Below are 25,861 nucleotides of genomic sequence, written 5' to 3' on the forward strand. Positions count from 1 at the left end.
TGTTCGTTGAAAGGGAAAGGGAGAAAGTGAAGGTTTCTCCCCCTTTGACATTTATGCTTGAAATAATGCTTCAATATGACCAATCGCCCAGTCTAAATCTTCTTTAGAAATCGTGAGAGGCGGTGCAAAGCGGATGACGGTCTCATGGGTTTCCTTACATAACAGTCCTGCTTGTTTCAGCTTTTCACAATAAGGTCTCGCTGCCTCTGTCAGCTCCATGCCGATAAATAATCCGCGGCCGCGCACTTCCTTGATGACAGGACTTTGAATGCGCGTGAGTTTGTCTTTTAAGTATTCGCCAAGCTCCATAGAACGCGCTGCAAGGTTTTCGTCGATTAAGACATCCAGTGCAGCCAGCGATACCGCACACGCAAGAGGATTTCCACCGAAGGTAGAGCCGTGAGATCCAGGGTTAAACACACCTAATATATCGCGGTTTGCGACCACACACGAGATTGGGAATACACCACCGCCTAAAGCTTTCCCAAGAATCAGCATATCTGGCTCAATGTCTTCCCAGTCGCATGCAAACATCTTGCCTGTTCGTGCTAATCCGACCTGAATTTCATCCGCAATGAACAGCACATGTTCCTTTTCACAAAGCGCCTTCGCTTCCTTCAAGAAGCCTTCTGGCGGCATGACAATTCCCGCTTCTCCTTGAATAGGTTCGATCAGAAAAGCCGCTGTTTGTGGTGTGATGGCTTCACGTAACGCTTCAATATCTCCGTAAGGAATCAGCTTAATGCCTGGAAGCATTGGACCGAAACCTCTTTGATATTCTGCTTCAGAAGAAAGGGAAACAGCCGTCATCGTTCTGCCATGGAAGTTACCGACGCACGCAATGATTTCTGCGCGATTGTCTTCGATTCCCTTGACGTCATAGCCCCAGCGTCTTGCTGCTTTGACAGCTGTTTCTACAGCCTCAGCTCCAGTATTCATCGGGAGTGCCATCTCTTTATTCGTCAGTTGACAAATTTTCTCATACCAAGGACCAAGCTGATCATTGTGAAAAGCTCTTGAGGTCAGTGTTACCCGGTCTGCCTGTTTTTTGAGCGCTTCAATAATGCGGGGATGGCGATGCCCTTGGTTCACTGCGGAATATGCACTCAGCATATCCATATATCGATTGCCTTCAGGGTCTGTCACCCAAACCCCTTCAGCCTCTGAAATCACAATTGGCAGCGGATGATAGTTTGCCGCACCGTATTGTTCGGTTTGTTGAATCAATTCATTTGTCTGTGTCATCGTCTATTCCTCCTTCTATAAGCTAGCCTCTTTTTCATTAGGTTCATCTACACACATATGATATGCAAGGATCGTGCCAACTTTCTGCCTGCATTATGGCGGTGATTGATCTGGTTTTTTATGCAAAATATTTTTGCATCCGCCAAATTTTTTAGAGGAAACCGCAAAATTTTTCATGTAAAATAGAGGTAACGTCTGGAGGTGGCGCAATGAAAGAAGATTCGTATACTGCAAAGCTCGAAAATGAGATTGATCTGTATAAACAAATGCTCGATTTAATAGATGTCGGGGTTCATGCAATTGACGAGAATGGCAACACTGTTGTCTATAATAAAAAAATGATGGAGATTGAGTCTTTGAAACGCTCTGATGTTCTCCATAAAAATGTATTAGACCTCTTCGTCTTCCAAGACGACATGCACAGTACGCTTGTCCAAGCGCTGCGTACTGGGAAACAAACCGTTCATGCAAAGCAGACGTATCATAATTACAACGGAAAAGAAATCACAACGATTAATCATACATACCCGCTCGTTCGAGACGGCCTCATCCAAGGAGCGGTTGAAATTTCGAATGATGTGACCAAGCTGGAACGGCTGATCCACCACAATATGAAGAAAAAAGGAAGCACACGCTTTACCTTTGATTCCATTATTGGACAAAGTCCTGCGTTTTTAGAGGTGATTGAGCATGCAAAACGAGCGACACGCACCTCTTCCTATGTGCTCATTGTTGGAGAAACAGGGACAGGAAAAGAACTATTTGCGCAAAGCATTCATAACGGCAGCAGCCGGTCATCTGGACCATTTATTACCCAGAATTGCGCGGCACTGCCTGATAATCTCATTGAAAGTCTGCTCTTTGGTACACAAAAAGGGGCTTTTACAGGCGCAGCTGATCAGCCCGGCTTATTTGAACAGGCGCAGGGAGGTACACTGCTGCTTGATGAGATCAACTCATTAAATCCTGGTCTTCAAGCAAAACTGCTGCGTGTTTTACAGGAGAAGCGTGTGAGAAGGCTTGGCAGCACAAAAGAAATCGCTGTTGATGTAAGAGTCATTGCCAATATGAATGAGGATCCTGTAGATGCAATCGCAGGCGGACGCATGCGCAAGGATTTATTTTATCGGCTGGGTATTGTCACCTTATTTATTCCGCCGCTTTCTGAGCGAAAAGAAGACATTCCTACGTTTGTCAGTCATTTTATTCAAAAATATAATGAGCTGTTTCAAATGAAGGTGAAAGCGGCTGACGAAGAGGTACTAGCCCTTTTTCAAGCGTATGATTGGCCGGGTAATGTACGAGAACTGGAGCATGTGATTGAAGCGGGGATGAATATGATGATGGATGAGGATTACTTAAGCCTGCATCACCTTCCATATCATTTTAGATTTAAGCATGGGGAAGGGCGTCCTGCAGCGCAATTACAGACGAATCCTTTGCAGCATACCGCAGCAGCTGACACGTTTATTTATACAAGCCAAGAACATACGACTGATTTTCAAACCCAAATGGAACGATTCGAAAAACAATACATCGTCCATTACTTAGAAAAAATGGACGATAATATTTCACAGACTGCAAAGATACTGGGCATGAGCAGGCAAAGTCTGCAATATCGCATGAAAAAACTGCATATTTCTCGTTAATAATAGAGCTGTGCCCTTATTCGGCACAGCTTACTGTGGTTCTGACTCTTCTGCCGGTTCTTGAATCACGTCACTCAGCAGTTTTTCTACATTTTTTAAATGCGTGAGCATCGCTCTTTCTGCTTCTTCTGGCTGTCTTGCCAAGACGGCTTTGTAAATGTGTTCATGTTCTTTGTAAAGCTGCCGAATGGAGGCTTTTTTTGAAAACAAGACGGCTTTTCTCGTCTCACGCATCGTTTCTACCAGCAAGGTGGAGATCTGATTCATTAATGCTTTTAATAAATCATTCTTTGAGGCTGTGGCTATGGCGAGATGGAAGAAGAGGTCTGCCTCTTCACCAGTTTCTTTATGTGCTTCTGCGAGTTTCATTTGTTCGAGTGCCTCACGCAGCTGATGAAGGTCATCGTCCGTTCGGAGCAGCGCTGCCTTTTTGACAGCACCCGTCTCAATAATGGTTCTTAATTCAAGGAGCTGCGTGACATCATGCTGCTTCATCAAAAATGCAGGAGACAGACTAAATGTGAGCTGTTCAGGATCGAACTGCTTCACATATGTACCTTCCCCTTGCTTCATCTCTATTAATCCGATCGCTTTGAGAGCAGACAGCGCCTCTCTTACAGCAGAACGACTGACTTGAAAGCTTTCTGAGAGCGCTTGAACCGAATCTAATTTTTCCCCCGGAAGAAGCTCACCTGTACGAATGGATTCAATTAATGCATCCGCAATTTCTTCATATATTTTTTTCGTTTTGATTTGTTTATATTTCAATTGGTCTCACCTCATCACTGTTGTCTATCCCTATCGGCTCATGCCCTATCTTATACTTTACCCCAAAATTTCCGATCACACGTCTCCCCTCTTTAATTTTCAAGAAATCTTCGGGCTGCCTTGCTTTCAACAAAAAAAGAAGCACGTGCCATGTTCTGGCAAGTACTTCTTTTTAATCGTATCGCTTCCGCAGCGTAGAGGATGGAAGATTCATTTGTTCGCGATATTTTGCAATGGTTCTGCGTGACGCCCGGATGCCAAAGGTTTGCTGAAGCAGCGTCATGATTTGCTGATCTGAATACGGTTTTTTCTTATTTTCCGTTTGGATGAGCTCTGCAATGTGCGTTTTGACAGTGTAGCTGGACGCCTCTTCTAGTGAATGCCCTTCTAATTTTGCTTGGAAAAATTGTTTCATTTCCATGAGACCATAAGGGGTTTGCACCATTTTCCCTTTTACAGTCCGGCTGACTGTTGACTCATGCACTTGCAGTATATCTGCAATCCGCTTCATCGTAAGCGGTTTCATTTTATGTTTCCCTGTTAGGAAAAAATCTGTCTGATGTGAGATAATCTCACGAACGACATGAGTCATCGTTTGCTTTCTTTGCTTCAGCGCTTGGACAAGCCAATTGTACTGCTGCTCTTTTTCCTTTAAATACGTGTATGCTTCATGCCGCTTTTGTTCTTGAATCATGGCGAAGTAGCCTTCATTCATTTCAACGTCTGGAAAAGCGCGCTGATTCAGCTCAAATGTGATGTGATCCTGCATCACAGTAATCGTCACATCAGGCTCTATATACAGATGCTCCTCATCATATGAGAAATGAAGGCCTGGTCTTGGTTCAAGCTGAGACACTACATCTTGTACCGCTTGGAGTGTTTTCATTGAAACACCTGTTTTCGCCGCAATTTCCTTCCAAGCCTTTCTGGCAAAAAGAAAGAAATGCTCTTCGATGATCAGCTCGGCTTCATACCAGCGTTCCTTTTTTCTTCTCAGTTGAAGGAGGATACATTCCTGCAATGATCTTGCGCCAATACCGGCAGGCTCTAGGGATTGCAGCTGATGAAGGACGGCTTCTACTTCTTCAGCTGGGACCTCTAAGACAGCTGCCATTGCGTCAATCGGTTCATTTAGATAGCCATTGGAATCAATGGACTCAATCATAAAGTAAAAGATTCTTTGATTCTTTTCACTTAAATTTAAATCAATCGCCTGTCTCTTTAAAAACATTTGCAGGCTTTCTTTTTGATGCGTTCGATACGGCTCTGTCATTCGATCGTGTGATTTTTTATGATAAACTGGTTGGTAGCTGTCCGTGTCTTTCCGCTCAATCAGAGGGTTCTCAAGTGCTAACTGGTCAAGATACTCGCCGAGCTCTGTGCAATTCAGCTGCAGCAGCGTAATGGCCTGCCTGAGTTCTGGTGTGAGCACCTGCTTTAATACCTGTTCTTGTTGCAGTTTAAGGCTCATTGTCTCCCCTCCCTCTCATCATTTTACATGAAGATTGACGGACCGTATATACGAAATAGGAGTGATTTATATGTCTGAACTTTTTTCCGTTCCATACTTTGTCGACAACTTGAAGCAGCACATCGCCATGAACCAAAATGAAGACAAGGTTCATGCCATGAATGCCTATTACCGCTCAGTGGTGTCAACGCTTGTTCAAGACCAGCTGACCAAAAATGCGGTTGTATTGAAGCGAATTCAGCATCTTGATGAAGCCTATCAAAAGGTGAAAAAAGAAAGCGAATGAACGAAAAAGAACACCCTTTGTCAAGATGGCAAAGGGTGTTTATCATATGCGAAAAGTTTCTGATCCAGCCTCGATTTATACATCATCAAAAAACCAGACCGCCCGACAGTATAAATGATAAAGGCAAACCATAGGCCATGATTGTGCCAAAGGGGCGTGACTGCGGTTTGAACGACGATAAACAAAATCATCGCAAACAGCATCGAATTTCTAACAGGGGCAATTTCTGTCGCACCTGTAAATACGCCGTAAATGACCAAACCGAAACAAGCCGCAAACGGATAAAGAACGAGCCAGTCTGCATAGCGTAATGTCACATCAAGCAAATGAGGGAGATTCGTAAACAAGCTCAATATCGGCTCTTTTAATAGAAAATAAACCGCCGCAATGACACATGCCATGACAAGTGCCCACTGCCTTGAAAGGGTTAAGGTTCTTTCATAGAGGGTGCGGTCATTTGCACCAACTGATCGGCCAACAAGGATGCTGGACGCATTGGCAAAACCATCGAACAAATAAGCCATGATGTAGTGAATTTGAAATAAGATGGCATTGGCTGCCAGCAGCTCTGTACCAAAAGAAGCACCTTTTGCGGTAAACATGTTGATGACCACTAGCAGACAGATCGTACGAATAAACAAATCCTTATTCACATGAAACATTTTCTGCACTGCCTGTGTATCCATGATTTTCTTAATGGAAGGCATCTGGAATCCGTTTGACGAATGCTTCATGATGATCCATGCCCCTAACACAAAAGCGGTTAGTTCAGATATCAATGTCGCAGCCGCAACTCCTTTGACTGCAAACGAAAACACATGAACAAGCAGAAATGCGAGCGCCATATTCATAACATTGATCAAGATTTGTAATGAAAGAGCTTCTTTCATTTTAGCCATCCCCATCAGCCAGCCCAATATGACATAATTCATTAAAGTAAATGGCGCTCCCCAAATGCGAATATGAAAATAGTCTGCGGCAAATTGACGGACATCAGCATCAGGAGAGATGACTAGAAAAGCAGATTGAATGATCGGCCATTGCAGAGCAATAAAACAAAGTCCGACGATGACGGCGACGAAAAAAGGTCTTAGAAAAGCAAGAACGCCTAGTTCCTCATTCTGCGCTCCGTTTGCCTGGGCGGCAAAAGCAGATGTACTGACCCGCAAAAAACCAAACAGCCAATATAATGTACTGAAAATGAGACTGCCGACCGCAACGCCTCCAATGTAAGCAGGATTTGCGAGCTGACCGACAACCGCTGTATCAACAGCTCCAAGTAATGGAGTGGTCATCGTTGAAATTGTTAAGGGAATAGCCAAAGCCAAATACGCCCGATGGTTCACACTGCCACCTGCCTTTCATGAAAAATAGCCTCTTCTAAAAGAGGCGCAGTTTGCCTGCAAAGGGCTAAAATCTTTCTTTTCGCCCTTTGTCTTTTTTTCAGCTTGAGACCTACACGCTGAGGTATTAATAAAATGAAGTTTTACCGAACCGGTCTGCCAATCGTTCGTGACAAAGGATGGTCTGCGAGCATTGCATTTCTCATTTTCCGCACCGCTTCCTTTTCTGATGAAAAAAAATCATCCTTTGATTGAAACTGGGCAGCAAGCTCTCCTTGATCAAGAATCGCCAATTGATCACATAAGTGATAGGCTGCTGTTATATCATGTGTAATAAATAAGTAAGCCACACCCAGCTCCTTCTTTAATTCTACTAATAAATCTAAAATGACAGCCTGCGTCACCATGTCTAAGCTGCTGACAGATTCATCAAGCACAATGAGCTTTGGCTGGAGCAATAAGGCTCTAGCGATGTTGATCCTTTGCAGCTGGCCGCCGCTGAATTGGTGCGGATATTTAGACAAATCCTTTTCACCGAGCCCGACTCTTTCCAGCCAGTGAATCAGTATGTTTTTACGTTCCTTCCGGCTCATAAATTCATAGTTTTCAAGCGGCTCAGATAAAATTTGTTCGACTGTCCACCTTGGATTTACCGCCGAATAGGAATCCTGAAACACCGCTTGCACATGCCGGCGAAAATGCTTACGTGTTGGCTGATCTGCACGATAGACATCCTGACCTTCAAAAAGAACCTGTCCAGCTCTTGGTTTCTCTAAACCAAGTATGATGCGGCCAAGTGTACTTTTCCCTGCGCCGCTTTGTCCCAGCAGCCCAAGGCAGGTGCCTTCTTCAATAGTTAAATCGACGCTTTTCAGAACAGGGGCTGCGCCTTTTTTTCTGACTAGAAACGACCGGCTGTTGTATGCATGACTGACTGCTTTCACTTCTAATAAATGCAAAGGACTTCTCACCTCAAATCGGACAAACAGCTGGGATGGATGGACGAGCTGCTAATAGTTTTTTTGTATAATCATGCTTTGGTTGTTCAAAAAGTTCAAGAACTCCCGCCTTTTCAACTATTTCTCCTTGTTTCATGACGACAACTTGATCTGCCATTTCAGCAATGACACCAAGATCGTGGGTAATGAGTAAAATGGCCGTTCCATGTTCATGACGAATTTGGTTCAGATGCTGAAGCACCCGTTTCTGATTGTGTACATCTAATGCGGTTGTCGGCTCATCTGCAATGATGAGGGGCGGGTGCATACAGGCAGCCATGGCAATCATGACACGCTGCAGCATCCCTCCGCTTAATTCAAAAGGATACTTATTGAACAGCTGGTCTGGCTGCGGCAGATTCATTTGCGCTAACGCATCCATTGCCTGTGCTCGTGCCTGCCTTTTACTGACAGCAGTATGCCGGCGGATGGTTTCAACCAGCTGATGACCGATTGTCCATACCGGCGTAAAGCTGTTCATTGGATTTTGCATAATATACGAGATGTCTTTGCCCCGAATGGAACGCATATCCTTCTCACTTATACCAATCAATTCTCGTCCCTGTAATGTGATACTGCCAGTGGCTTCAGTTGTTTTTCGATCAAGCATACGTAAGATCGACATACTTGTTACTGTTTTCCCGCAGCCGCTCTCACCGATTAATCCAAGAATTTGACCACGCCCTACTTCAAACGAGACTTCTTGAATAAGAGGGGTTGTCCCTTGAGGAGTTTTCGTCTGCACATGCAGGTTCTCTACTTGTAAAATGGACTCTTGCACATTGATCATTCCTTTACACACGGCGTTTGATGCCATATTTCTCTGAAAGGGCTTCTCCTAGTAAATTAAACAGAACCACCACAGCCATGATCACAAGACCTGGGTACAGCATTAACTGAGGATTCGTTTGAATGTACGACTTTCCTTCATGAATCATCGCTCCCCATTCAGGCATAGGAGGCTGAACGCCTAATCCGAGAAAGGACATCGCTGATATGTCCATAATCGCCCAGCCCATTTCAAGTGTTCCAATGACTGCTAATGGCGGCAGAACATTGGGAATCATATGCTTTCTCATAATGTTCCAATGCGAGGTCCCACTGATTTTTGCAGCTGCAATAAAGTTCTGTTCTTTTAAACTGAGCACCATTCCTCGGAAGACGCGGGCATAATACACCCATTGCACTAGCATCAAGGCAAGTACGACTTGAGAAAGTCCCGGACCGAAGATGCCGACTAATCCAAGGATCAGCACCAGGTTGGGAAATGCCATGACGCCGTCACAGATTCTCATCAATACGTGATCGATCCAGCCGCCTTTGTATCCTGAAAACAGGCCGACAATTAAACCAATGAATAACGAAGAAAGAAAGATTAATAACGCACAGCCGAGCGAAACGCGCGCACCATATAAAATACGAGATAAATTGCACCGCCCTAATTGATCTGTCCCAAGAGGATACTCCCACGAAGACCCCTTTAGCTTCATCGCTAGATTGACAGCTGCCGGATCATGTGGAGCGATCCATGGTGCACATATTGTCACAATCAGCAGGAGACCGAGCAGCAAAGCGCAGATCGAGATCATCTTTTGATGAGAGAAGAGATGTTTTACTTTTGTCATCATTGCTGGCGGCCTTCCTTTCTAGAAATACGGGGGTCTATGATCAGCTGAACTAAGTCAACGATCAAGCTGCTCAAGATAAAAATACAGGCTGACATGAGGACATAAAATTGAATGACAGGCAGATCCCGGTTAAAGATCGCTTCAATAAAAAAGCGGCCAAACCCCGGCCATGAGAAAACGGCCTCTACAATAATGGTTCCGGTTAACAGCTTGCCAAGGTTCACCCCTAGTCCGGTCAGCATCGGCGATATCGCCATTCTGAACACATGCTTGAACATGATCGATTGTTCCTTCAATCCTCTGATTCTCGCATATTGAACGAAAGGCTCTTGAAGCGCCTCACTCACACTTGACCGTAACAGCCTTGTATACGTAGCAATTAAAGGGACTGCCAGTGTAATCGACGGCAGAATGAGATGCTCCCATGTTCCAATCCCTTCAACTGGTAAGAGGTCAAGCTTCACTGAAAAAAAGAAGATGAGCAAATACCCCAAGACAAACGTCGGGATAGATGCTCCTAGGAAAGAAATGAGCCGGCTCACATGATCCACGGCACCATTTTTCCTCATGCCGCTGAAAAAGCCGAGCGGAATGCTGACACAAATAGCGATCAGCAGACTGGTAAGCGCCAATTGAATTGTCGCCGGTATTCGATAAATCACCTCATCAACGACAGGCTGATTGGACATATACGACTGGCCGAAATCAAGGTGAATGACTTTTTCAATGGTATGAAGATACTGCATATAAAATGGCTCATCTAAGCCGAATTCACTTCGTTTTTGCGCTAATATTTCATCCGTAGGCTGAATATGAGCCGCTGCTAAATATGCCTCAGCCGGGTCAACTGGCGAGAGGTGAATCATACCAGTTGTGAGCAGTGTGGCTAATAAAAATACAGGAATAATTGATAGCACTCGTTTGACGATATAGCGGCCCATTTCCTTACCTTCCTTCTGTTACTTCAGCTTAATGCCTGTGAAAGGATGTTCATCACGATTTGCAGGGAATTCAAAGTCCTTCACAGCTTTTTGATAAACGGCTGTCTTTTTAAAATAAGAGATTGGCACAATTGCCCCTTGATCCTGTAAAGAGGATAAGACAGACGAATACAGTGCTTTGCGTTTCTTTTCATTTGTTGTGGATGGAATTTCCGTCATTTCTTTGATCAGCTTTTCCTTATTTGGGTAGGCTGAAATGGCTTCTTTGAATCCAAAACCATCTGATGAGAGAACGTTCATAAATGTATGCGGATCATACGGCGCTCCGTAGTTGCTAAAGAAGTTCATATCAAACTTATTGGCTTTAAAGCGCTGAACCTGTGTTGCCAAATCCACACCCTCAAGCTTAACGCCGACACCAACGGCTGCCCATTCTGCTTGCAGCGTTTCCGCCATCGCTTTTTGAATCGATTCCGCTGAGTCATACATCATACTAAACTCAAGCTTTTTCCCATCTTTTTCACGAACGGATTTTCCTTTTGGAAGTGTCCAGCCCGCTTCATCCAGCAATGCTTTTGCTTTGTCCACATCATATTTGAAAGACTTCACTTGAATGTGTGACGTATACGGCATGTTAGTCGGAAGGATGTGATCTGCTTCATCCTCTAAACCTGAGGTGACCCCTTCTACCATTGATTTTTTATTGAAGGCATATTGAAGGGCATGACGCACTTTCTCATCTGACAGCTGATCCACTTTTGTGTTCATAACAAGCTGTCTCGTTGCAACAGGCTCTGACATTTTTGTTTCATACTTGCCGCTTGCCTCAAGCTGTTTGTAAGAATCAAGGCTAATGGTTCCTTCTCCGTAAAGTAAATCCACATCACCTTTTTCAAATGCCATGACTCTCGTTTCCGCATCTGGGATGACCTTTACCTTGATTTCTTTTACCTTTGGTTTTTCTCCCCAATAATGATCGTTTCGTTCGAAAATGGCATAATCATCTTTCTTATATGTTTTTAAAACCCAAGGGCCTGTCCCCACTGGTTTTTCAATTCCTTTTGACGTATCTCCGTTTTTAGGGAAACCTGCTTCACCTAAGAAACGAACTGGACGAACAACGGCTAATTCTTGCACAGTTGGATAATATGGTGCTGTTAATGTGAGTTTAAATGTCTTTTTATCAACGGCTTCTGTCTTTTTGATTTTCTTAATGACACCTAACCAGCTATGTAAATCTTTATTTTTTAAAATCGTATCGAAGTTCTTTTTTACAATGTCCGCATTAAATTTAGAGCCGTCTGAGAATGTCACTCCGTCTCTTAAATGGAACGTATACACCTTGCCATCCTTTGAAACATCCCATGATTTCGCTAATTCAGGTTTCAGCTTACCATTCTTTTGATAGCTGACCAATGGCTCATAAATCATTGATTGCGCAAATAATTGTGATGGGTTGTATACGTGTGGATTCATTTCACCAATATCTCTTGGCCACGCCATTGTGATCATATCAGGATGATCCTTATTGCCTTCTGCTCCATTGTTTGTTTGAGAGCATCCTACTAGTAAAAAGAAAATAAGCAGGAATGGTAATGTTGAATTTATTTTAATTTTCGGAAAATTTCTCCAAATAGACATAAGTTGTTCCTCCTAATTGATGCTGATAATCATTTTCATTTTAAGGAGGAAGGCACCTGTTGTCAATATCATATTTGATACGAAATGACAATGATTATTCCTATTTATTCCATAAATTGAGGAATTTGATAGAAAGAGAGGCAGGCTGCTTACGAATGAGCAGCCTGTGAAGAGGTAAATGTTTTTTCTCGCAGCATGTCATGGAGTATATGGATGATACGCTCCTGATCTGCATCTGTCATGCTCGTTCCAGACGGAAGACAAAGCCCGCGCTCAAATAACAGCTCAGATACAGGAGTGCCTTTTTCCGCAGTATAAAAAGGGCAATGACGAAAGAGCGGCTGCTGGTGCAGCGGCTTCCATACACGCCTTGCTTCGATTTGTTCTTTTTCTAAAGCACCAATGATATCTGCTGGAGACAATTGTGTGTCACGTTCAATGGTTAAGGCCGTCAGCCAGCGGTTGGATTTCGTTTCTTGATATTCTGGCATCAAATGAAGACCCTCTGATTTTGATAAAGCGTCCTGATAACGCTGGAAAATGCGGCGCTTTTGTTCAACACGCTCGTCCAGCACTTCCATTTGAGCAATCCCGACCCCTGCTAAGAGGTTGCTCATGCGATAGTTGTATCCCATCTCTTGATGCTCATAGTGCATCGCTTGTTCTCTGGCCTGTGAAGCAAGAAAGCGGCATCGTTCAATCGCAGCTTCATCATCACTCACAAGCATTCCGCCCCCTGATGTTGTAATGATTTTATTTCCATTAAAAGAATAGATACCGAACCTGCCCATTGAGCCGCTTTTTCTTCCTTTATAAAGCGCGCCTAACGATTCAGCCGCATCCTCAATGACTGGTACATCATATGCTTCACACAAAGCCATGATCTCGTCCATTTTTGCACTTTGCCCATATAAATGGACAACGATGACCGCGCGAGGTTTTTTACCAAGACGTTTTGATTCAACAAAGGCTTTCTCTAAAGCAAGCGGGCACATATTCCATGTCTCCCTTTCAGAATCAATAAAAACTGGCTCAGCTTGTTCATATAAAATCGGATTTGCCGTTGCAACAAACGTGAGGGTGGAACAAAAGACAATGTCTCCTTTTTGTACACCTATCAGCTTTAAAGCAAGGTGAATCGCTGCTGTTCCTGAGGATAAAGCCGCTCCTGACTTCACTCCTGCATAGTCCGCCACTGCCTGTTCAAAATCATTCACAAGCGGTCCAAGCGGCGCAATCCAGTTGCTCTTGAAGGCTTCCTCTATTTTGAGAGACTCTTTTCCGCTCATATGCGGAGGAGATAAGTAAATTCGCTTCCTTTCTTTCATCACTTCCCACCTTCTCTCCGGTCTTTGATTTCAATTGCAGGAATTCCTACAGCGACCTTATGATTATGTATATCTCTTGTCACAGCCGCTCCAGCGCCAATGACCGTCCAGCTTCCGATCGTTGTACCGGGTGTCACCACGGCACCAGCCCCAATATGGGCACCTTCCCGCACGGAAACACCGCCAGTCAGCACCGCGCCTGGTGACAGGTGCACAAACGATTCGAGTTTGCAGTCATGCTCGACGATAGACCCTGTATTTATAATCGTATGCTCACCGATGGCTGCATCTGCTTGAACCACTGCCCTTGCCATCACGACAGTCCCCCTTCCAATGACAGCTGACGGACTCATCACCGCCTCTGGATGAATGAGTGTGGCAAATGCTGTATTTTCAAATGAGAGGCGTTCCTTGATAAGCTGTCTGATCTCATTTTGTCCGATCGCAATCAGCCATTTCATATGAGGCATTGTCTCTCTCAGCTGCTCACTCATGGAGATCGGTCCATACAAAATCCCGCTTTGAGTGACCGCCTCTTCAAATTGATCATCTAACACCGCACATAATGAGTAATCGGCATGTGCAAAAATGAGATCTTGGATGACTTTGCTATGTCCTCCGGCCCCAATTAAACCAATGGTTTTCTTCTTATATATCGGTTCCTTTGAATTTTTCAGCTGTGGCATGATCCGGCTGCTGCACCCCCTCTGTTTTCATGACCTTCAGCAAGGTCATCCACAAAATTTTCATATCGAGCCAAAACGATTGATGCTCGACATACCAAAGATCATAGGTGAATTTCTCCTCCCAGGTAAGCTTGTTCCGGCCGTTCACCTGTGCCCATCCTGTTATGCCGGGCTTCACAAGATGACGCCTTGCTTGTTCTTCTGTATACATAGGCAAATACTCCATCAAAAGCGGTCTTGGCCCTACAAGACTAAGCTCTCCTTTGAGTACATTGACAAGCTGCGGCAATTCATCAAGACTAAGCTTTCGAATCAAGGCGCCGGTTTTTGTTAATCGCAGATGATCTGGCAGCAGCACCCCATGTTCATCGCGTTCATCGGTCATCGTTCGAAATTTATATAGCATAAAAGGCCGGCCATACAGACCAGGCCGCTTCTGCCGAAACACCACAGGCGTTCCAATTTTCCATCTAATCAGTCCATAGATGAGAAGAAAAAGAAGACTGCCTGCGATGAGCAGCGTCAATGCCACCGTCACATCTATCATTCTTTTCATCATTGCATCTCCTTTTCATATTAGCGGGAGACCGCATGTTTTACCTTACGCATCAGCTGCATCCGCTCTCGTTTCGTTCCTGCAAACAGATACAAGTAGCCCATATAGAGAATGAAACAAAGCCCGCCAATACAAAACAGCTCCCACCATGAAGTCACGTTATATACCGCCTGAATCCCCGCACAGATGCCCCAAATAAATAGCCCTCCAGCAAGTGGAACCAGTGTATGCTTGTAAAAGATAGTGCGTTTCTGATTCGTGATCCTGGCTGTATAAAATGGCAGAAACACAATATTTTTAATCAATAAAACCATTGCCCCCGCTGATGCAATGCCATATAAACCAAGCTGCAGCATATGAGTCAATCCATAGGCAAAAAGCACATTAGAGACACCTAATATAAGGGTGACAACCGCAGGAATTTTCAATCGATTAAACACAGTCGGCACATATGTGAGCGGTAAAAACATCAAGGTCAAACATAAATAAGCCGCATGAATCATAAGAAGCCATTTCAGCTCTTCAAAGTCAGGCCCAAGCCATAAAAGCATGAGCGGACCAGCGAGACCTCCTAGAAGTGCGGCTGGGAACGCAACAAATAAGCCGCTCCACTTAATGGCGTTTGCAGCATATTGAATGAGTCCCTCTTTGTCCTGATTCGAATAAAATTTCGTGATCGTTGGTGCAAACACAACGGCCAGTGTCCCTGCCAGTGTGCGTAATAATAATGGGAACTGTAAAATTGCCGCATACTGGCCCGTCGCTTCCGCTCCAATGAGCAAGTTGGTCATCAATAAATCAATTTGTAAAAACAACAATATCCCCATTTGCTCAAATGAATGCCAGACCCCTGATCGAACAAGAGTGAGACTAGACGATAATGAGACGTGCCGCCACTTGAACGAAAACCAAGGGATGAGTTTCTTAAAATAATAGATACCGATTCCCATAGCCGCTAAGCTTCCAATGACGGCCGCAAGCGGGATATGCCAAATGGCTGGTGTCGTCCATGTAAACAGGATGACAATCATCAGCGCCCTCAAAAACATTTGAATCGCCTGTCCAACACTTGATACATAGAGCTTATTTGCATAAAACGGTGCAGCCCCAATGCCAGACATGACGAAATTGAGCATAAATAAAAGACCCCCTAAAATAAAGGCGGTCTGTGTGTCTTTCGCGAGATGAACAGGCACATGAAGCCACTCAACCAGCTGTTGAGACATGAAAAGACAAAGCAAAAAGAGACTGATCGATAGTAAAAACGAACTGACGAAATAGGAAGCGAGATAGCGCTGCGCCTTCTCCATCTCTCCTTTATGAGCCGCCACAGAAAAAAATCGCACAACAACCGCACTTAACGAAGCCGTAATGACCGATAAATAGTTGATCATATTTTGCGTCAGATGGATTAAGCCGAATGCTTCCACCCCAAGCGTATGAACAATATAAGGTGTTAAACAAACAGACATGAGCATCATTAGAACAAACGTAATTAAGTTCGCACTGGCATTGTAAAGAAACGCCCGATTCATTGTGCTTTCACGCAGCGTTTAAGAGCCCTCATCCAGCTTCCTCTCCCTTTTGACCGCTTGTTTTCATCAGCTGATGAACGGCCTCTTTCACAGCTACCTCATTTGGTTCTTTTAAAAGGGTCATAAACGGAAGGTGAGCCACCCACTCAAATCCCTCCATCACCTTATGATCAAACGATCTAAGGACAACACACGGTGTATGAGTGATCGCACAAAAGATCATGCCATGCAGACGATCTGTCACGACGACCTGCGCTTGTTTTAACTCCGTCCACAAAGACGTTAACTCCTCCAAGCGAGTCGTTCGATCGACTCGTCTGCCAATTGTCGTTGTGATTAAACCGACTTGATCATATGTCTCTTGGATATGCTGCTGCAGCTGCTGGCGCTCCTTCTTTGTGAGATACGCTTCTTGATCCTCACGCAGACAAAGCAGAACCCCTTCACGTGTTTCATCCTTTGATGATTCGTCTAATGACAGCACCATATCAGGCTGTTTCCACACATCTTGATCAGGAAAATGAAGCTTCATCCATTCATAGGTTGTTTGATCTCTTGCCATGAGAAGCATTCTTGGATGCTGACTATACGTGTGAATGGCGCGGCGCTCCTCTCGTTTCCCTCTCTTTGTTTCTGTAAAATGTACAGTAGCAGGCAGCTGGATCATGGGATAGGACTTGAAGGTCTTGATGATAAATTGTCTCGTCCATTCTTCGTACCGGTATAAATCCCCCATATTGCCCCCGCCGATCATACAGACGATGTCTTCTGGATGCCGGCTGCGCTTTAGCGGACGGGCAAGGCGATAGATCTCTTTCATGTCCACTTCTATGATGTCATAGGCTGGAAAGTGTTTCTTTAAAAAACAATAACTCGCATAGGCAATCGCATGATCCCCTAAATTATCATGGCCCGGCAGCAGCGTGAGAATGATTTTCTTCTGATGACTCAGCTCTGGCAGCCTTTGGCGGCTCAGTCTATACTCAAGCGGATATTTGACCTTTAAGAGCAGCCACTCTGCGGTTTTTGCCTTCAATTGCTGCACTGTCAATCCCATCACCCCTATTTCCTTGTCTGATATTCGATCCATTTTTGATAGCTAGAAGCCGCGGCAGAAAGCGGATAAACCAATCGGCACTTAGCAAGAAATAAAATCATTCGCTTTCGAACCGTGAGCTTCGATAGTTCCACCTGTTTGACGGCATGCTGAAAAGTATCGTGTGTCACCATTTCCCGCATGTGATCAAGCTTTTCCTGAATAGAGAGATCATTTTGGCTCTTCCATTCGTTGAGCATACAATGAAGCGTATGATTGACGATAAAAAAGTCTAATGCTTTCTCATACAGATAGATGTCATCATGCTCTTTTAAAAAAGAGCGCTGTGCATGATAAAAGGTCAGTCCATGATGAAAATACTGCTTCTGATATCGCTGTACAATAGATGACAGATGAACCCTGTAATAATAAAGAGGCTCATGAACAAAGGCGATGCTGCGTGATAAAGAAAAACAGCGCAGCGTCACATATTGATCTTCAATGTTCTCAAGCTCACCCCGCAGCGGAAATCGAATGTGGTGTTCCTCCATAAAGGCACGCCGATACAGCTTATTCCATGAGAATCCAGTCAAGTCTCCGTGTAATAACGCTTTGATTAAATCCGTTTTTTCGGCTGAGCGCTTGTCTAACAGCGTCGTTCCTATCGTTCGCTTTGACTGTTCAAATTGAATCCAATACTCGCTCACAATAAGATCTGCCCCGGTCATTTCGGCTTTTTCATACATAGCTTCACAGTAATGAGGAGCGAGAATATCATCTGAATCCACAAAGGCGAGATACGTCCCCTTCGCTTCCTCGATGCCCCGGTTTCTCACAGCGCCTAACCCTTGATTGGGTTGATGGATTACCCGGAAACGCTCATCACGCTCAGCAAATGCTTCAAGCCATTCACCGCTGCGGTCGGTCGATCCATCATTGATAAGAATGACTTCTATATCAGAAAAGCTTTGATCTGCAATTGATTGAAGACATTGCTCCACATATTGACTCGTATTGTAAACTGCGACCAATAGACTGATAGCTGGCATTACAGCATGCCCCACCTTTCTTCAAATCTACTTTGTAAATATCGTTCTATACGGCAAAACCGAAGAATCAAACGGCATCAGCATGATGCTGTACAGAATATAGCAAACAGCAATCCCTACATACATAAACACATTAGACCGCTGATCAAAAATGCGTGTGAAATATGGCAGTAAAATGAGCTGATACAAGCCAAAATAAATATGAAATCTTGCATAAATGACATCCTTCGTTGCAAGGATGCCAAACAAGAAACCAAGCAAACAAAAATTCACAATGTAATCACTCTCAGGCGTCAGCTCACGAAGTCGTTTTCGATAAAAAAAAGCAAGCAGAAGCGGTAAAATCAAGACACCGATTTTTGTCACATTCATTCCATTCGTATTCGTTGTGAGCCACTCCTCGTAATGACCATATGAACTGCCTTGCAGCATCACGACAAACACCGAGACAAAACGGTCATAAAGAGCGGTTAAGCCTAAGAACACCAGGCATAAGACCAGCATCATCCAAGACCAAGCCTTAGTTCTCACAATAAAATACACAGGAATCATGATGAGAGCGGATGAATGAAACAATGAACATACAAGGACGAGCGGAAAATACAATTTCCACTGTCCATTGATCACCAACCGAATGGCGTAAAAGAGGATCGCTGCCACCATATACTGACGCATGCCATTAAATGACGCATAATAATGAAAGGTCCCAAGAAAAAGCAGCATACTCAGCTCAAATGGACGGCCATATTGAATAAGCGTCTTGATGATAAAAAAATAAGTAATGGCTCCGACTGAGATATACATGATTTGCGGATCATGAGACAGTTGATTAAGCATCCATAAAATAAACGTAAACCCTGGATCCGTTGCGGCCTTATCCACACCGAATCCAAATATATGCCAAGGCTTTTCGTAATTGATGGAGAACTCATACATCTGGCCATATGTGACAAAATCGGTTCCTACTTTATACCGAATACCAGCTACGATACAAAGAAACAGAAACGGAAAAAACACCAGAAGCTTATTAGGCCGCCATCCGCTTTGAATGGTATCATCACGCCTGCCGTAGAATGCGGCATAGCTCGACCATAAATAGACCATGATCATGTTCACCAAATAAACCGCCATCTGCTCTTCCTTCCTTACAGTCCGTATAGATTCATCACACGTGTAATATTCTGTTTCACATCAAATCCTCTTTTTTCAAGTTGAGAGGTAATGGTCTCTTGAAGAGGAGGTTCTGCATGATATGCTTCAAGCACCGCCTTCATCCATTCATGCGCGGAATCTCGCAGCGACTTCCTTTTCACAAGCCCGCAGCCTAAATCTACTTCCTCTGTAATATGATCTGAAATCACACAAGGCAGACCAGACGCCTGTGCTTCCACTAATACAAGCGGAAGACCTTCAAACAAGGAAGGCATCACAAATACATCAAATGCTTTCATATACTGCGGAACGTCTGTTACGACGCCTGTAAAGACAATGTCCTCCATCAAGCCTGCCTTCTCTGCATACGATTCGACTACTTGCTTCAGCGGTCCATCTCCTACGAGGACAAGCTGAAATGAAACCCCTTGCTTCTTTAAGGTCTGTGCCAGCTCCATAAAAAAAACATGATTTTTTTGCTCATGGAACCGTCCAATATGACCAATGACCATGTTTTTTTCGCGAAGATGGAGGTGCTTTTTGATCTCCGCCTTTTCTTCTGGATTGGGCTGAAAAAAAAGGGATAAATCAATCCCATTTGGCAGCACCTCAACTTGCCCGTTCTGCATTTTTTTCTGTCCAAATAAAAAGACACCGGCATCCTTGCCGCATGCAACAAGCTGTGTAGAGAATGTAAAGATCAGCTGGCGAAACCCTTTGAGCATCATATGATCCATCCAGTTTGGCGACGGCTTCCACGCTGTATTATGTGAATGGCAAATGCGTACCTTCACCCCCGCTAGTTTGGCAGCAAGTGCGGAGAAGCCTGTCTGAAAATCCGTATGTGCATGCACTGCCTGATAGGGCCCTGTTTGCCTAATTGTCTTGGTCAATGTTTTCACAAAAGCAACCGGAGAGGACGCCCCAATACTTGGTACGTAAAAGATGCGTCCCCCAAGCCGGCGAATTTCCTCATCATAATCACAGACGTCCTGCCGGTGGGTAATGAAATCAAATTGAAGGATATTCCTGTCGAGTGCACGATAAATGTTCATAATCATCGTTTCAGCTCCGCCGCGGTTCATCCCGCCCACAATATGAAGCACGCGCTTTGGCTCACTCATCCCGAACCGCCCTCCTCTTCAGCATAGACGACGCCAGCTTCCGGCGATGATAAAGCTTCATGATCTTCGGTGACAAGAAGGCACGGACCACCGGCTTTAGAGCAAATAAATAGTCAAGCGGCGACAGCTTTAATAGCCAGCATGCTTTCAAAACGAGCCAGGCATTATCTATCGAATATCGAAACTTCCGCCGCTGAAAAGCCGCATCATCCTCTCTCACCAGATATAACGGCTCTTGTAAATTAAAGCCTTTTCTCCCAGCAGCAAAAAAGCGGATCCAAAGATCGATATCTTCCATCCGCCTTGTTGTTTTTACAGAACGATATCCATGTAAAGCCTTGTAAGCAGAAGCCCTCATCATAATGGTCCCATGACAAAAAGGAGTCCCTCTTGCCATTATCTTCCGATCAGGCTCTGACACAAGTGCCCGTACACCCTTTGTTCCAGATTCATCAAAAACCGTCATCGCCGTACCGACCACATCATATTCAGGATATGTATCGAGGAAATGAACCTGTTTTTCTAAACGAACAGGCACAGAAATGTCGTCGCCATCCTGCCTTGCAATCAACTCTCCCCTCGCTTCAGCCAGGCAGCGATTGAGACTGGCAGCGAGTCTTTGATTTTGTTTATTGCGGATCAGGCGGATTCTTTCAGGATGTCGTTTTGTATAAGACAGCACTTTCTCATAAGTGCCATCTGTTGATGCGTCATCACATATGATGAGCTCCCAGTTTTCATATGTTTGATGAAGAATAGATTCAATGCTTTCTTCTACTGTCTCTTGGCAATTGTAGACGCCCATGATCATAGACACCTTTGGTTTATGCATGCTGTATCACCTTCTCTGCTTGATCCATATAGATTGTATAAATTTCTTCCATTGCACTGACCGTCTGCTCCTGTGCAAATGCATGAGCCATAGAACGTCCCGCTTTTCCCATGAGGGGCAGCTGATCTTTTTTGTCGTAGAGCTGCTGCAAGTAATCAGCTAAACTATTCACATCTTGCGGTTTAACTAAAAAACCATTGACGCCATGTTTGACAAGCTCACAATGTCCTCTATTCTCCGTTGCAACCACAGGTTTTTCTGCAGACATCGCTTCAAGCAGGTTCATTCCAAGCCCTTCTCTCAAGCTGGTGGAAACACATACATCGCTCATATGCATCCATTCCTCCATTTGTTTGCAAAACCCAGCAAAGTGGATATGCTTTTCAAGATGGAGCTGGCGGGTAAGCTTTTCATAGTTCGGTCTCATTGTCCCTTCCCCCGCAAACACGATCTTTATATTTGGTATTTTCCTAGACAGCTGTGCACATGCTTTGATGAGCATCCCTTGATTTTTATTCGTATTTAATTCGCCAGCACACAGCACGATAAAATCTTCCGAGGGAAAGCCATAGGCTGCGCGAAGACGCTGCTTCTCATTTTCATCGACAGGTGCGAACCGCTTCATATCCACACCCATACCGGGCACATAATAAACAGATGTCCGCTCTTTTGATAGACGGTCGGCTCTTTTAAAATCTTCTCCATTAATGGTGATCAGAGCGTCTGTATAGCGGGCGAGAAATCTCTCTATTGGATAATAGAGCAGCCAGTTTTGAAGCGGTGCCCCCTGCCAAAAGTGAAAGCCATGTGCCGTGTAGAGAACCTTCGTTCCTTTTTTGCGCGTACCTTTGGCTGCGAGCCTGCCAATGACACTTCCCATTGGTGTGTGGCAATGGATGAAATCATAGTGCTCTTTTGCTAACAGCTTCTTCAGTTCTACATACGCAAGCCGGTTGCGTACATGAAAAGGAGAGCGCTGAATCGGAATTGAGTGAGCTTGATTCACATAGGGCAGCTTCAGCTGGCCGTTTGCCGCTGTATGCACTTCCCATCCTTGTTCCTGAAACCACCGGAAATACGGAAGATGAAAGGCTTTAAAGTGATAATCAACCGTTGCGCAAAACAAGACTTTTTTCTTCATTGACAAGCGGCTCCTCCTCTCGTTTCATCTGTTCTGACAACATATCATGCGACTCAATGGCAGCAAATAATGCTTGTCTCATTTGCTCTTCGCTCATCATGTCAAATTCATGGATAAAGCGGTTCAGCACATATGGGTCACCATCCAGCGCATGGCCGATATGAATTTTCGGGAAGATTTGCTCCTGTGCTTTTTCATGCTGGTTGAGTAATTCCTCGTACATTTTCTCTCCAGGACGAATGCCTGTGAAAGTGATCGGAATCTGGTCTGTGGTGTAGCCTGAGAGGTGAATGAGGTTTTCTGCGAGGTCCACGATTTTCACTGGCTCCCCCATATCTAAAACAAAAATCTGTCTTCCTTCTGCCAGTGCACCTGCCTGAATCACAAGCCTTGATGCTTCTGGGATGGTCATAAAATATCTTGTCATGGCTGGGTGCGTGACCGTCACCGGCCCGCCTTGCTCGATTTGTTTCTTAAAAATAGGGATGACGCTCCCTCTGCTTCCGAGTACATTTCCAAATCGAACGGCAACAAATTTTGTTTCGCTGCTTGCCCCCATTTGCATGATCAGCATCTCAGCAAACCGCTTTGTGGCTCCCATCACATTGGCAGGGTTGACCGCTTTGTCAGATGAGATGAGGACGAATGTTTCAATGCCGTGCTCGTGTGCGGCTTCTGCGACATTTTTTGTCCCGATAATATTGTTTTTCACAGCTTCTTTCGGACTGATCTCCATGAGCGGGACATGCTTATGTGCCGCAGCATGATAAATCATATCCGGCTGAAATTGACCAACGATTTCACTCATTTTCTGTTTATCTTGAATATCCGCAATTTGTGGATAGAGTCTGATGCTGCCTCCATATAATTCTTTCAGCTCTAGTAAAATAGAATGAATGCTAAATTCTCCATGTCCCACAAGTACAATCGCTTGAGGAGCAAACACACAAATTTGACGGCAGATTTCTGATCCAATTGATCCGCCTGCCCCTGTGACCATGATTGTTTTTCCCTTTAAATGAGCAGATAGACGGCTCGTATCTAATTGAATCGGTTCTCTCCCTAGTAAATCCTCTGGCTGTACATCCCGTAATTGATTCAGCGCATGGGTTCCTTTTAAAATCTGCTCCATTTCCGGCATGATCTGTGTTTTGACTCCGGTCGCGACACATTCCTTATACAGCCCTTTTAAGGTGTGGCTGCTTTTGGACGGAATGGCGATGATGATCTTCTGAATATCCATCATGACGACAGCTGTTTGAATTTGTTCTTTTCCTCCTATGACAGGCAGACCCATAATTTCAAGCCGATGTTTCGTCTTGTCATCATCGATGAAGGCGACTGGCTCAATATGTACATCACTCGATTGCTGAAGCTGACGAACGAGCATGGTCCCCGCTGATCCGGCGCCAATAATTAATGCCCGCTCTTTTTCTGCTTGAAGCCGTTTAGCCCCATCATGAAATAGCCTAGAAGCCATACGAGATGCACCGATGAATAAGATATGAAAAAGCCACACGATGAATAAAAACCGAAATGGCCATGTCTGCACGAAAAGGTACAGCATCGTCATCGAAAATAAAAAAGAACACACAAAGGTCTTCATTAAAGAAAATAACTCTCTTACTCCTGTATAAGCCCATACTTGCTTGTACACATGAAACATGCAGGCAAATATATGGTGCCCAATGAGCAGACTGAGTGAAGAAATGGCGAGCATTTCAAATGTATAAACGGTTAAAGCCGCCTCTTGGACAAATTGAAAACCAAAAAAGACGGCAACTAAGATGAGATATGAATCTAGTGCTACGATGATTGATAATCTTTGGGCGTAAGTCAACGCTCCTCCCCCTTTTTAAAGCATCACTATTCTTACGTAACATGGGCATCAAACCCGTCCTCACATCCCACTACTGATGACGAGCATCTAAGGCACGGTTATGCCCACAGCAGGATCGAGTGCCTCCATTGTTAAAGGTTAGGAGACATCACCTATCAATCTTTTTAATACATATACAGCCTGCCCTTTTTCTCTTTCTTGCCATTTAGCATAGCTCCAAGCAGTTTACTTGTTGTTCCTTCTAATACTTCTTTTGATTTCTTCACAGCAGCAATCTTTGTTTTGCCGCTTAAGACAACGAGAATGCTCCCATCCGTCCGGTTCGCCAAGATCTTTGCATCTGCAACTGGCAGAAGCGGCGTGGAATCAACAATCACCATGTCATATTGCTGTTCAATCTCATAAAATAACTGCTTCATCACAGAAGAGGAGAGCAGCTCAGCTGGATTCGGCGGAATGGTTCCACTCGGAAGCAGCTCTAAATGCTCAATCGGTGTCGGTAAAATGGCTTCTTCCAAGCTGCAATTATTTAATAGCACATTCGTCAAACCGGTATGATGACTCAGGTCAAAATATTCATGGACGGCCGGCTTTCGCAAATCAGCGTCCATGAGCAGCACCCGCTTGTTCTGCTGTGCAAAAACAGCTGCTAAGTTTGCAGCCGTAAATGATTTCCCTTCCTTCGGTAAGGAGGAGGTCACTAATATCGATTTCAGCCTTGTTTGGATCGATGTGAATTCGATGTTTGTTCGGATCGTACGGAATTGTTCCGCAATGACAGAGTGAGGATTTAATACAGAAATACAGGATAAATCTCTCTTTTCTCTTTTCTTCCTCTTAAAGATCAATGTTCTGTCCTCCCGTTATGACGGACTGCTTGTCTTTTTTGGCCCTCCTGTCTGCCTGCATCTGATAGACACTGCCAAGCGACGGCAATCCGATCTCTTCTCTTATTTGATGTGTTCGTTTTACAGTATCATCGAGTAAATTCATTAAGAAAATGAGTGTCATGCCTCCTAATAAAGAGGCGCCTAGTGCCAGAACGATATGAACGAATTTCCTTGAATTCATCAGAATCGTGTTGGACAGCTTGGCTTCAGACAAAACATTAATGCGATCCATATTCATTGTTTTTTTGATTTCTTCTTGCAACACCTCTGTTGCGGTATTCGCAATGGCGACTGCCTTCGCGCGATCCTCATCTTGTACAGAAATATTGATGACCTCAGACTCATTTTCTGTACTTGTGGCAATTTTGTGTTTTAGTCCTTCAGCTGATTCTGTGAGATGGAGTGTTTCTTTTACTTTTTCAATGACGATTGGGCTTTTTAATAAAACTTGAAAGGTACGTGTATATTGAAGGTTCATCTGAATATCGTTTAAATCTGCTTGTGCGTCATTGCTGCGTTTATGAACAAGAATTTGAGTGGTTGCCTGATATACAGGAGTCGAGACATAGAACTGATAATAGGCTGAAATGCCCGTTACGATCAGGACAATCAGGATCAGAAGGGCCATTTTCTCTTTAATGACAGAAAACAGCTGCTTAAAACCTATATTCTCATTCATAGATACCTCCCGATTTCATCATAAAAAGGTTATATATGGTTTC

The 25,861-nt window shown here is 44.3% G+C and carries 24 protein-coding genes; 2 read left to right on the top strand and 22 right to left on the bottom strand.

Annotation, left to right across the window (positions count from 1 at the left end; all coding sequences use genetic code 11):
• Window positions 1–51: 51 nt before the first annotated feature.
• Window positions 52–1,245 carry an ornithine--oxo-acid transaminase gene (locus NSQ25_RS15660; RefSeq protein WP_034280960.1) on the bottom strand — a complete coding sequence of 398 codons (1,194 nt, stop codon included), beginning with the start codon at window positions 1,243–1,245 and terminating at the stop codon, window positions 52–54.
• Between the two features lie 209 nt (window positions 1,246–1,454).
• Here NSQ25_RS15660 and NSQ25_RS15665 point away from each other — a divergent pair, with 209 nt between their 5' ends.
• Entirely contained in the window at window positions 1,455–2,894 is a 1,440-nt protein-coding gene (locus tag NSQ25_RS15665) for a sigma 54-interacting transcriptional regulator (RefSeq protein WP_120207715.1), read from the top strand.
• A gap of 30 nt (window positions 2,895–2,924) precedes the next feature.
• On the opposite strand, the gene NSQ25_RS15670 is transcribed toward NSQ25_RS15665, so the two are convergent.
• Window positions 2,925–3,662, bottom strand: coding sequence for a FadR/GntR family transcriptional regulator (locus NSQ25_RS15670; RefSeq protein ID WP_326135820.1), 738 nt, complete (start codon window positions 3,660–3,662; stop codon window positions 2,925–2,927).
• A 172-nt stretch (window positions 3,663–3,834) separates the two neighbouring features.
• The gene (gene rpoN / locus NSQ25_RS15675; RefSeq protein WP_111926754.1) at window positions 3,835–5,133 is read right to left on the bottom strand and encodes an RNA polymerase factor sigma-54; all 1,299 of its coding nucleotides are present in this window, start codon (window positions 5,131–5,133) and stop codon (window positions 3,835–3,837) included.
• A gap of 70 nt (window positions 5,134–5,203) precedes the next feature.
• On the opposite strand from rpoN, the gene yvfG reads away from it, so the two are divergent.
• A complete protein-coding gene (gene yvfG / locus NSQ25_RS15680; protein WP_024423509.1) occupies window positions 5,204–5,419 on the top strand; it encodes a protein YvfG in 216 nt (71 codons plus the stop codon).
• A 20-nt stretch (window positions 5,420–5,439) separates the two neighbouring features.
• On the opposite strand, the gene NSQ25_RS15685 is transcribed toward yvfG, so the two are convergent.
• From NSQ25_RS15685 to NSQ25_RS15775, 19 genes are all read right to left on the bottom strand, one after another.
• Window positions 5,440–6,765, bottom strand: a complete 1,326-nt coding sequence (locus NSQ25_RS15685) for an MATE family efflux transporter (protein WP_041115634.1) — start codon at window positions 6,763–6,765, stop codon at window positions 5,440–5,442.
• 140 nt (window positions 6,766–6,905) lie between these two features.
• Window positions 6,906–7,721 carry a nickel import ATP-binding protein NikE gene (gene nikE, locus NSQ25_RS15690; protein ID WP_326135822.1) on the bottom strand — a complete coding sequence of 272 codons (816 nt, stop codon included), beginning with the start codon at window positions 7,719–7,721 and terminating at the stop codon, window positions 6,906–6,908.
• 13 nt (window positions 7,722–7,734) lie between these two features.
• Window positions 7,735–8,550: a nickel import ATP-binding protein NikD gene (gene nikD, locus NSQ25_RS15695; protein ID WP_170825849.1), complete on the bottom strand. Its 816-nt coding sequence runs from the start codon at window positions 8,548–8,550 to the stop codon at window positions 7,735–7,737.
• Window positions 8,551–8,554: 4 nt separating this feature from the next.
• The gene (gene nikC, locus NSQ25_RS15700; protein ID WP_070326035.1) at window positions 8,555–9,388 is read right to left on the bottom strand and encodes a nickel ABC transporter permease subunit NikC; all 834 of its coding nucleotides are present in this window, start codon (window positions 9,386–9,388) and stop codon (window positions 8,555–8,557) included.
• The gene (nikB, locus tag NSQ25_RS15705) at window positions 9,385–10,329 is read right to left on the bottom strand and encodes a nickel ABC transporter permease subunit NikB (RefSeq protein ID WP_061110100.1); all 945 of its coding nucleotides are present in this window, start codon (window positions 10,327–10,329) and stop codon (window positions 9,385–9,387) included. Before nikB ends, nikC begins: the two co-directional genes overlap by 4 nt.
• An 18-nt stretch (window positions 10,330–10,347) precedes the next feature.
• Complete coding sequence (nikA, locus tag NSQ25_RS15710; protein WP_326135823.1) at window positions 10,348–11,970, bottom strand: nickel ABC transporter substrate-binding protein; 1,623 nt, start codon at window positions 11,968–11,970, stop codon at window positions 10,348–10,350.
• A gap of 149 nt (window positions 11,971–12,119) precedes the next feature.
• Window positions 12,120–13,298, bottom strand: coding sequence for an aminotransferase class I/II-fold pyridoxal phosphate-dependent enzyme (locus NSQ25_RS15715; RefSeq protein ID WP_326135824.1), 1,179 nt, complete (start codon window positions 13,296–13,298; stop codon window positions 12,120–12,122).
• On the bottom strand, window positions 13,298–13,984 hold the full coding sequence (locus tag NSQ25_RS15720; protein ID WP_326135825.1) for an acetyltransferase: 687 nt from the start codon (window positions 13,982–13,984) through the stop codon (window positions 13,298–13,300). Before NSQ25_RS15720 ends, NSQ25_RS15715 begins: the two co-directional genes overlap by 1 nt.
• The gene (locus NSQ25_RS15725; protein WP_080943491.1) at window positions 13,947–14,540 is read right to left on the bottom strand and encodes a sugar transferase; all 594 of its coding nucleotides are present in this window, start codon (window positions 14,538–14,540) and stop codon (window positions 13,947–13,949) included. Before NSQ25_RS15725 ends, NSQ25_RS15720 begins: the two co-directional genes overlap by 38 nt.
• Window positions 14,541–14,560: 20 nt before the next feature.
• The gene (locus tag NSQ25_RS15730) at window positions 14,561–16,075 is read right to left on the bottom strand and encodes an MATE family efflux transporter (protein WP_061110103.1); all 1,515 of its coding nucleotides are present in this window, start codon (window positions 16,073–16,075) and stop codon (window positions 14,561–14,563) included.
• Between the two features lie 28 nt (window positions 16,076–16,103).
• Complete coding sequence (locus tag NSQ25_RS15735; RefSeq protein ID WP_326135826.1) at window positions 16,104–17,132, bottom strand: polysaccharide pyruvyl transferase family protein; 1,029 nt, start codon at window positions 17,130–17,132, stop codon at window positions 16,104–16,106.
• A gap of 5 nt (window positions 17,133–17,137) precedes the next feature.
• Entirely contained in the window at window positions 17,138–18,160 is a 1,023-nt protein-coding gene (locus NSQ25_RS15740; RefSeq protein ID WP_326135827.1) for a glycosyltransferase, read from the bottom strand.
• A 27-nt stretch (window positions 18,161–18,187) separates the two neighbouring features.
• Window positions 18,188–19,291 carry an EpsG family protein gene (locus tag NSQ25_RS15745; protein ID WP_326135828.1) on the bottom strand — a complete coding sequence of 368 codons (1,104 nt, stop codon included), beginning with the start codon at window positions 19,289–19,291 and terminating at the stop codon, window positions 18,188–18,190.
• A 14-nt stretch (window positions 19,292–19,305) separates the two neighbouring features.
• A complete protein-coding gene (locus NSQ25_RS15750; protein ID WP_326135829.1) occupies window positions 19,306–20,436 on the bottom strand; it encodes a glycosyltransferase family 1 protein in 1,131 nt (376 codons plus the stop codon).
• Complete coding sequence (locus NSQ25_RS15755) at window positions 20,429–21,268, bottom strand: glycosyltransferase (RefSeq protein WP_326135830.1); 840 nt, start codon at window positions 21,266–21,268, stop codon at window positions 20,429–20,431. The genes NSQ25_RS15750 and NSQ25_RS15755 overlap by 8 nt, the downstream gene beginning before the upstream one ends.
• Window positions 21,261–22,409 (bottom strand): glycosyltransferase family 4 protein, encoded by a 1,149-nt coding sequence (locus NSQ25_RS15760; protein WP_326135831.1) that lies wholly within the window; start codon window positions 22,407–22,409, stop codon window positions 21,261–21,263. Before NSQ25_RS15760 ends, NSQ25_RS15755 begins: the two co-directional genes overlap by 8 nt.
• The gene (locus NSQ25_RS15765; RefSeq protein WP_061110108.1) at window positions 22,375–24,249 is read right to left on the bottom strand and encodes a nucleoside-diphosphate sugar epimerase/dehydratase; all 1,875 of its coding nucleotides are present in this window, start codon (window positions 24,247–24,249) and stop codon (window positions 22,375–22,377) included. Before NSQ25_RS15765 ends, NSQ25_RS15760 begins: the two co-directional genes overlap by 35 nt.
• A gap of 164 nt (window positions 24,250–24,413) precedes the next feature.
• The gene (locus tag NSQ25_RS15770; protein WP_024423527.1) at window positions 24,414–25,097 is read right to left on the bottom strand and encodes a CpsD/CapB family tyrosine-protein kinase; all 684 of its coding nucleotides are present in this window, start codon (window positions 25,095–25,097) and stop codon (window positions 24,414–24,416) included.
• Window positions 25,087–25,818 (bottom strand): Wzz/FepE/Etk N-terminal domain-containing protein, encoded by a 732-nt coding sequence (locus tag NSQ25_RS15775; RefSeq protein WP_024423528.1) that lies wholly within the window; start codon window positions 25,816–25,818, stop codon window positions 25,087–25,089. Before NSQ25_RS15775 ends, NSQ25_RS15770 begins: the two co-directional genes overlap by 11 nt.
• Between the last annotated feature and the right edge of the window lie 43 nt (window positions 25,819–25,861).

The organism is Bacillus sp. FSL R5-0512, from assembly GCF_038593295.1.
Taxonomy (GTDB): Bacteria; Bacillota; Bacilli; order Bacillales; family Bacillaceae; genus Bacillus; species Bacillus safensis.

Excerpts from the sequence above, each read along its gene's own strand:
- NSQ25_RS15735 (WP_326135826.1), bottom strand. The coding sequence starts at position 17,132 with ATGGGATTGACAGTGCAGCAATTGAAGGCAAAAACCGCAGAGTGGCTG.
- NSQ25_RS15715 (WP_326135824.1), bottom strand. The coding sequence starts at position 13,298 with ATGAAAGAAAGGAAGCGAATTTACTTATCTCCTCCGCATATGAGCGGA.
- NSQ25_RS15740 (WP_326135827.1), bottom strand. The coding sequence starts at position 18,160 with ATGCCAGCTATCAGTCTATTGGTCGCAGTTTACAATACGAGTCAATAT.
- NSQ25_RS15745 (WP_326135828.1), bottom strand. The coding sequence starts at position 19,291 with ATGGCGGTTTATTTGGTGAACATGATCATGGTCTATTTATGGTCGAGC.
- NSQ25_RS15665 (WP_120207715.1), top strand. The coding sequence starts at position 1,455 with ATGAAAGAAGATTCGTATACTGCAAAGCTCGAAAATGAGATTGATCTG.
- NSQ25_RS15760 (WP_326135831.1), bottom strand. The coding sequence starts at position 22,409 with ATGAAGAAAAAAGTCTTGTTTTGCGCAACGGTTGATTATCACTTTAAA.
- nikD (WP_170825849.1), bottom strand. The coding sequence starts at position 8,550 with ATGATCAATGTGCAAGAGTCCATTTTACAAGTAGAGAACCTGCATGTG.
- NSQ25_RS15720 (WP_326135825.1), bottom strand. The coding sequence starts at position 13,984 with ATGCCACAGCTGAAAAATTCAAAGGAACCGATATATAAGAAGAAAACC.
- nikA (WP_326135823.1), bottom strand. The coding sequence starts at position 11,970 with ATGTCTATTTGGAGAAATTTTCCGAAAATTAAAATAAATTCAACATTA.
- NSQ25_RS15730 (WP_061110103.1), bottom strand. The coding sequence starts at position 16,075 with ATGAATCGGGCGTTTCTTTACAATGCCAGTGCGAACTTAATTACGTTT.
- nikC (WP_070326035.1), bottom strand. The coding sequence starts at position 9,388 with ATGATGACAAAAGTAAAACATCTCTTCTCTCATCAAAAGATGATCTCG.
- NSQ25_RS15755 (WP_326135830.1), bottom strand. The coding sequence starts at position 21,268 with ATGCATAAACCAAAGGTGTCTATGATCATGGGCGTCTACAATTGCCAA.
- NSQ25_RS15775 (WP_024423528.1), bottom strand. The coding sequence starts at position 25,818 with ATGAATGAGAATATAGGTTTTAAGCAGCTGTTTTCTGTCATTAAAGAG.
- NSQ25_RS15725 (WP_080943491.1), bottom strand. The coding sequence starts at position 14,540 with ATGAAAAGAATGATAGATGTGACGGTGGCATTGACGCTGCTCATCGCA.
- nikB (WP_061110100.1), bottom strand. The coding sequence starts at position 10,329 with ATGGGCCGCTATATCGTCAAACGAGTGCTATCAATTATTCCTGTATTT.
- yvfG (WP_024423509.1), top strand. The coding sequence starts at position 5,204 with ATGTCTGAACTTTTTTCCGTTCCATACTTTGTCGACAACTTGAAGCAG.
- NSQ25_RS15660 (WP_034280960.1), bottom strand. The coding sequence starts at position 1,245 with ATGACACAGACAAATGAATTGATTCAACAAACCGAACAATACGGTGCG.
- rpoN (WP_111926754.1), bottom strand. The coding sequence starts at position 5,133 with ATGAGCCTTAAACTGCAACAAGAACAGGTATTAAAGCAGGTGCTCACA.
- NSQ25_RS15750 (WP_326135829.1), bottom strand. The coding sequence starts at position 20,436 with ATGAGTGAGCCAAAGCGCGTGCTTCATATTGTGGGCGGGATGAACCGC.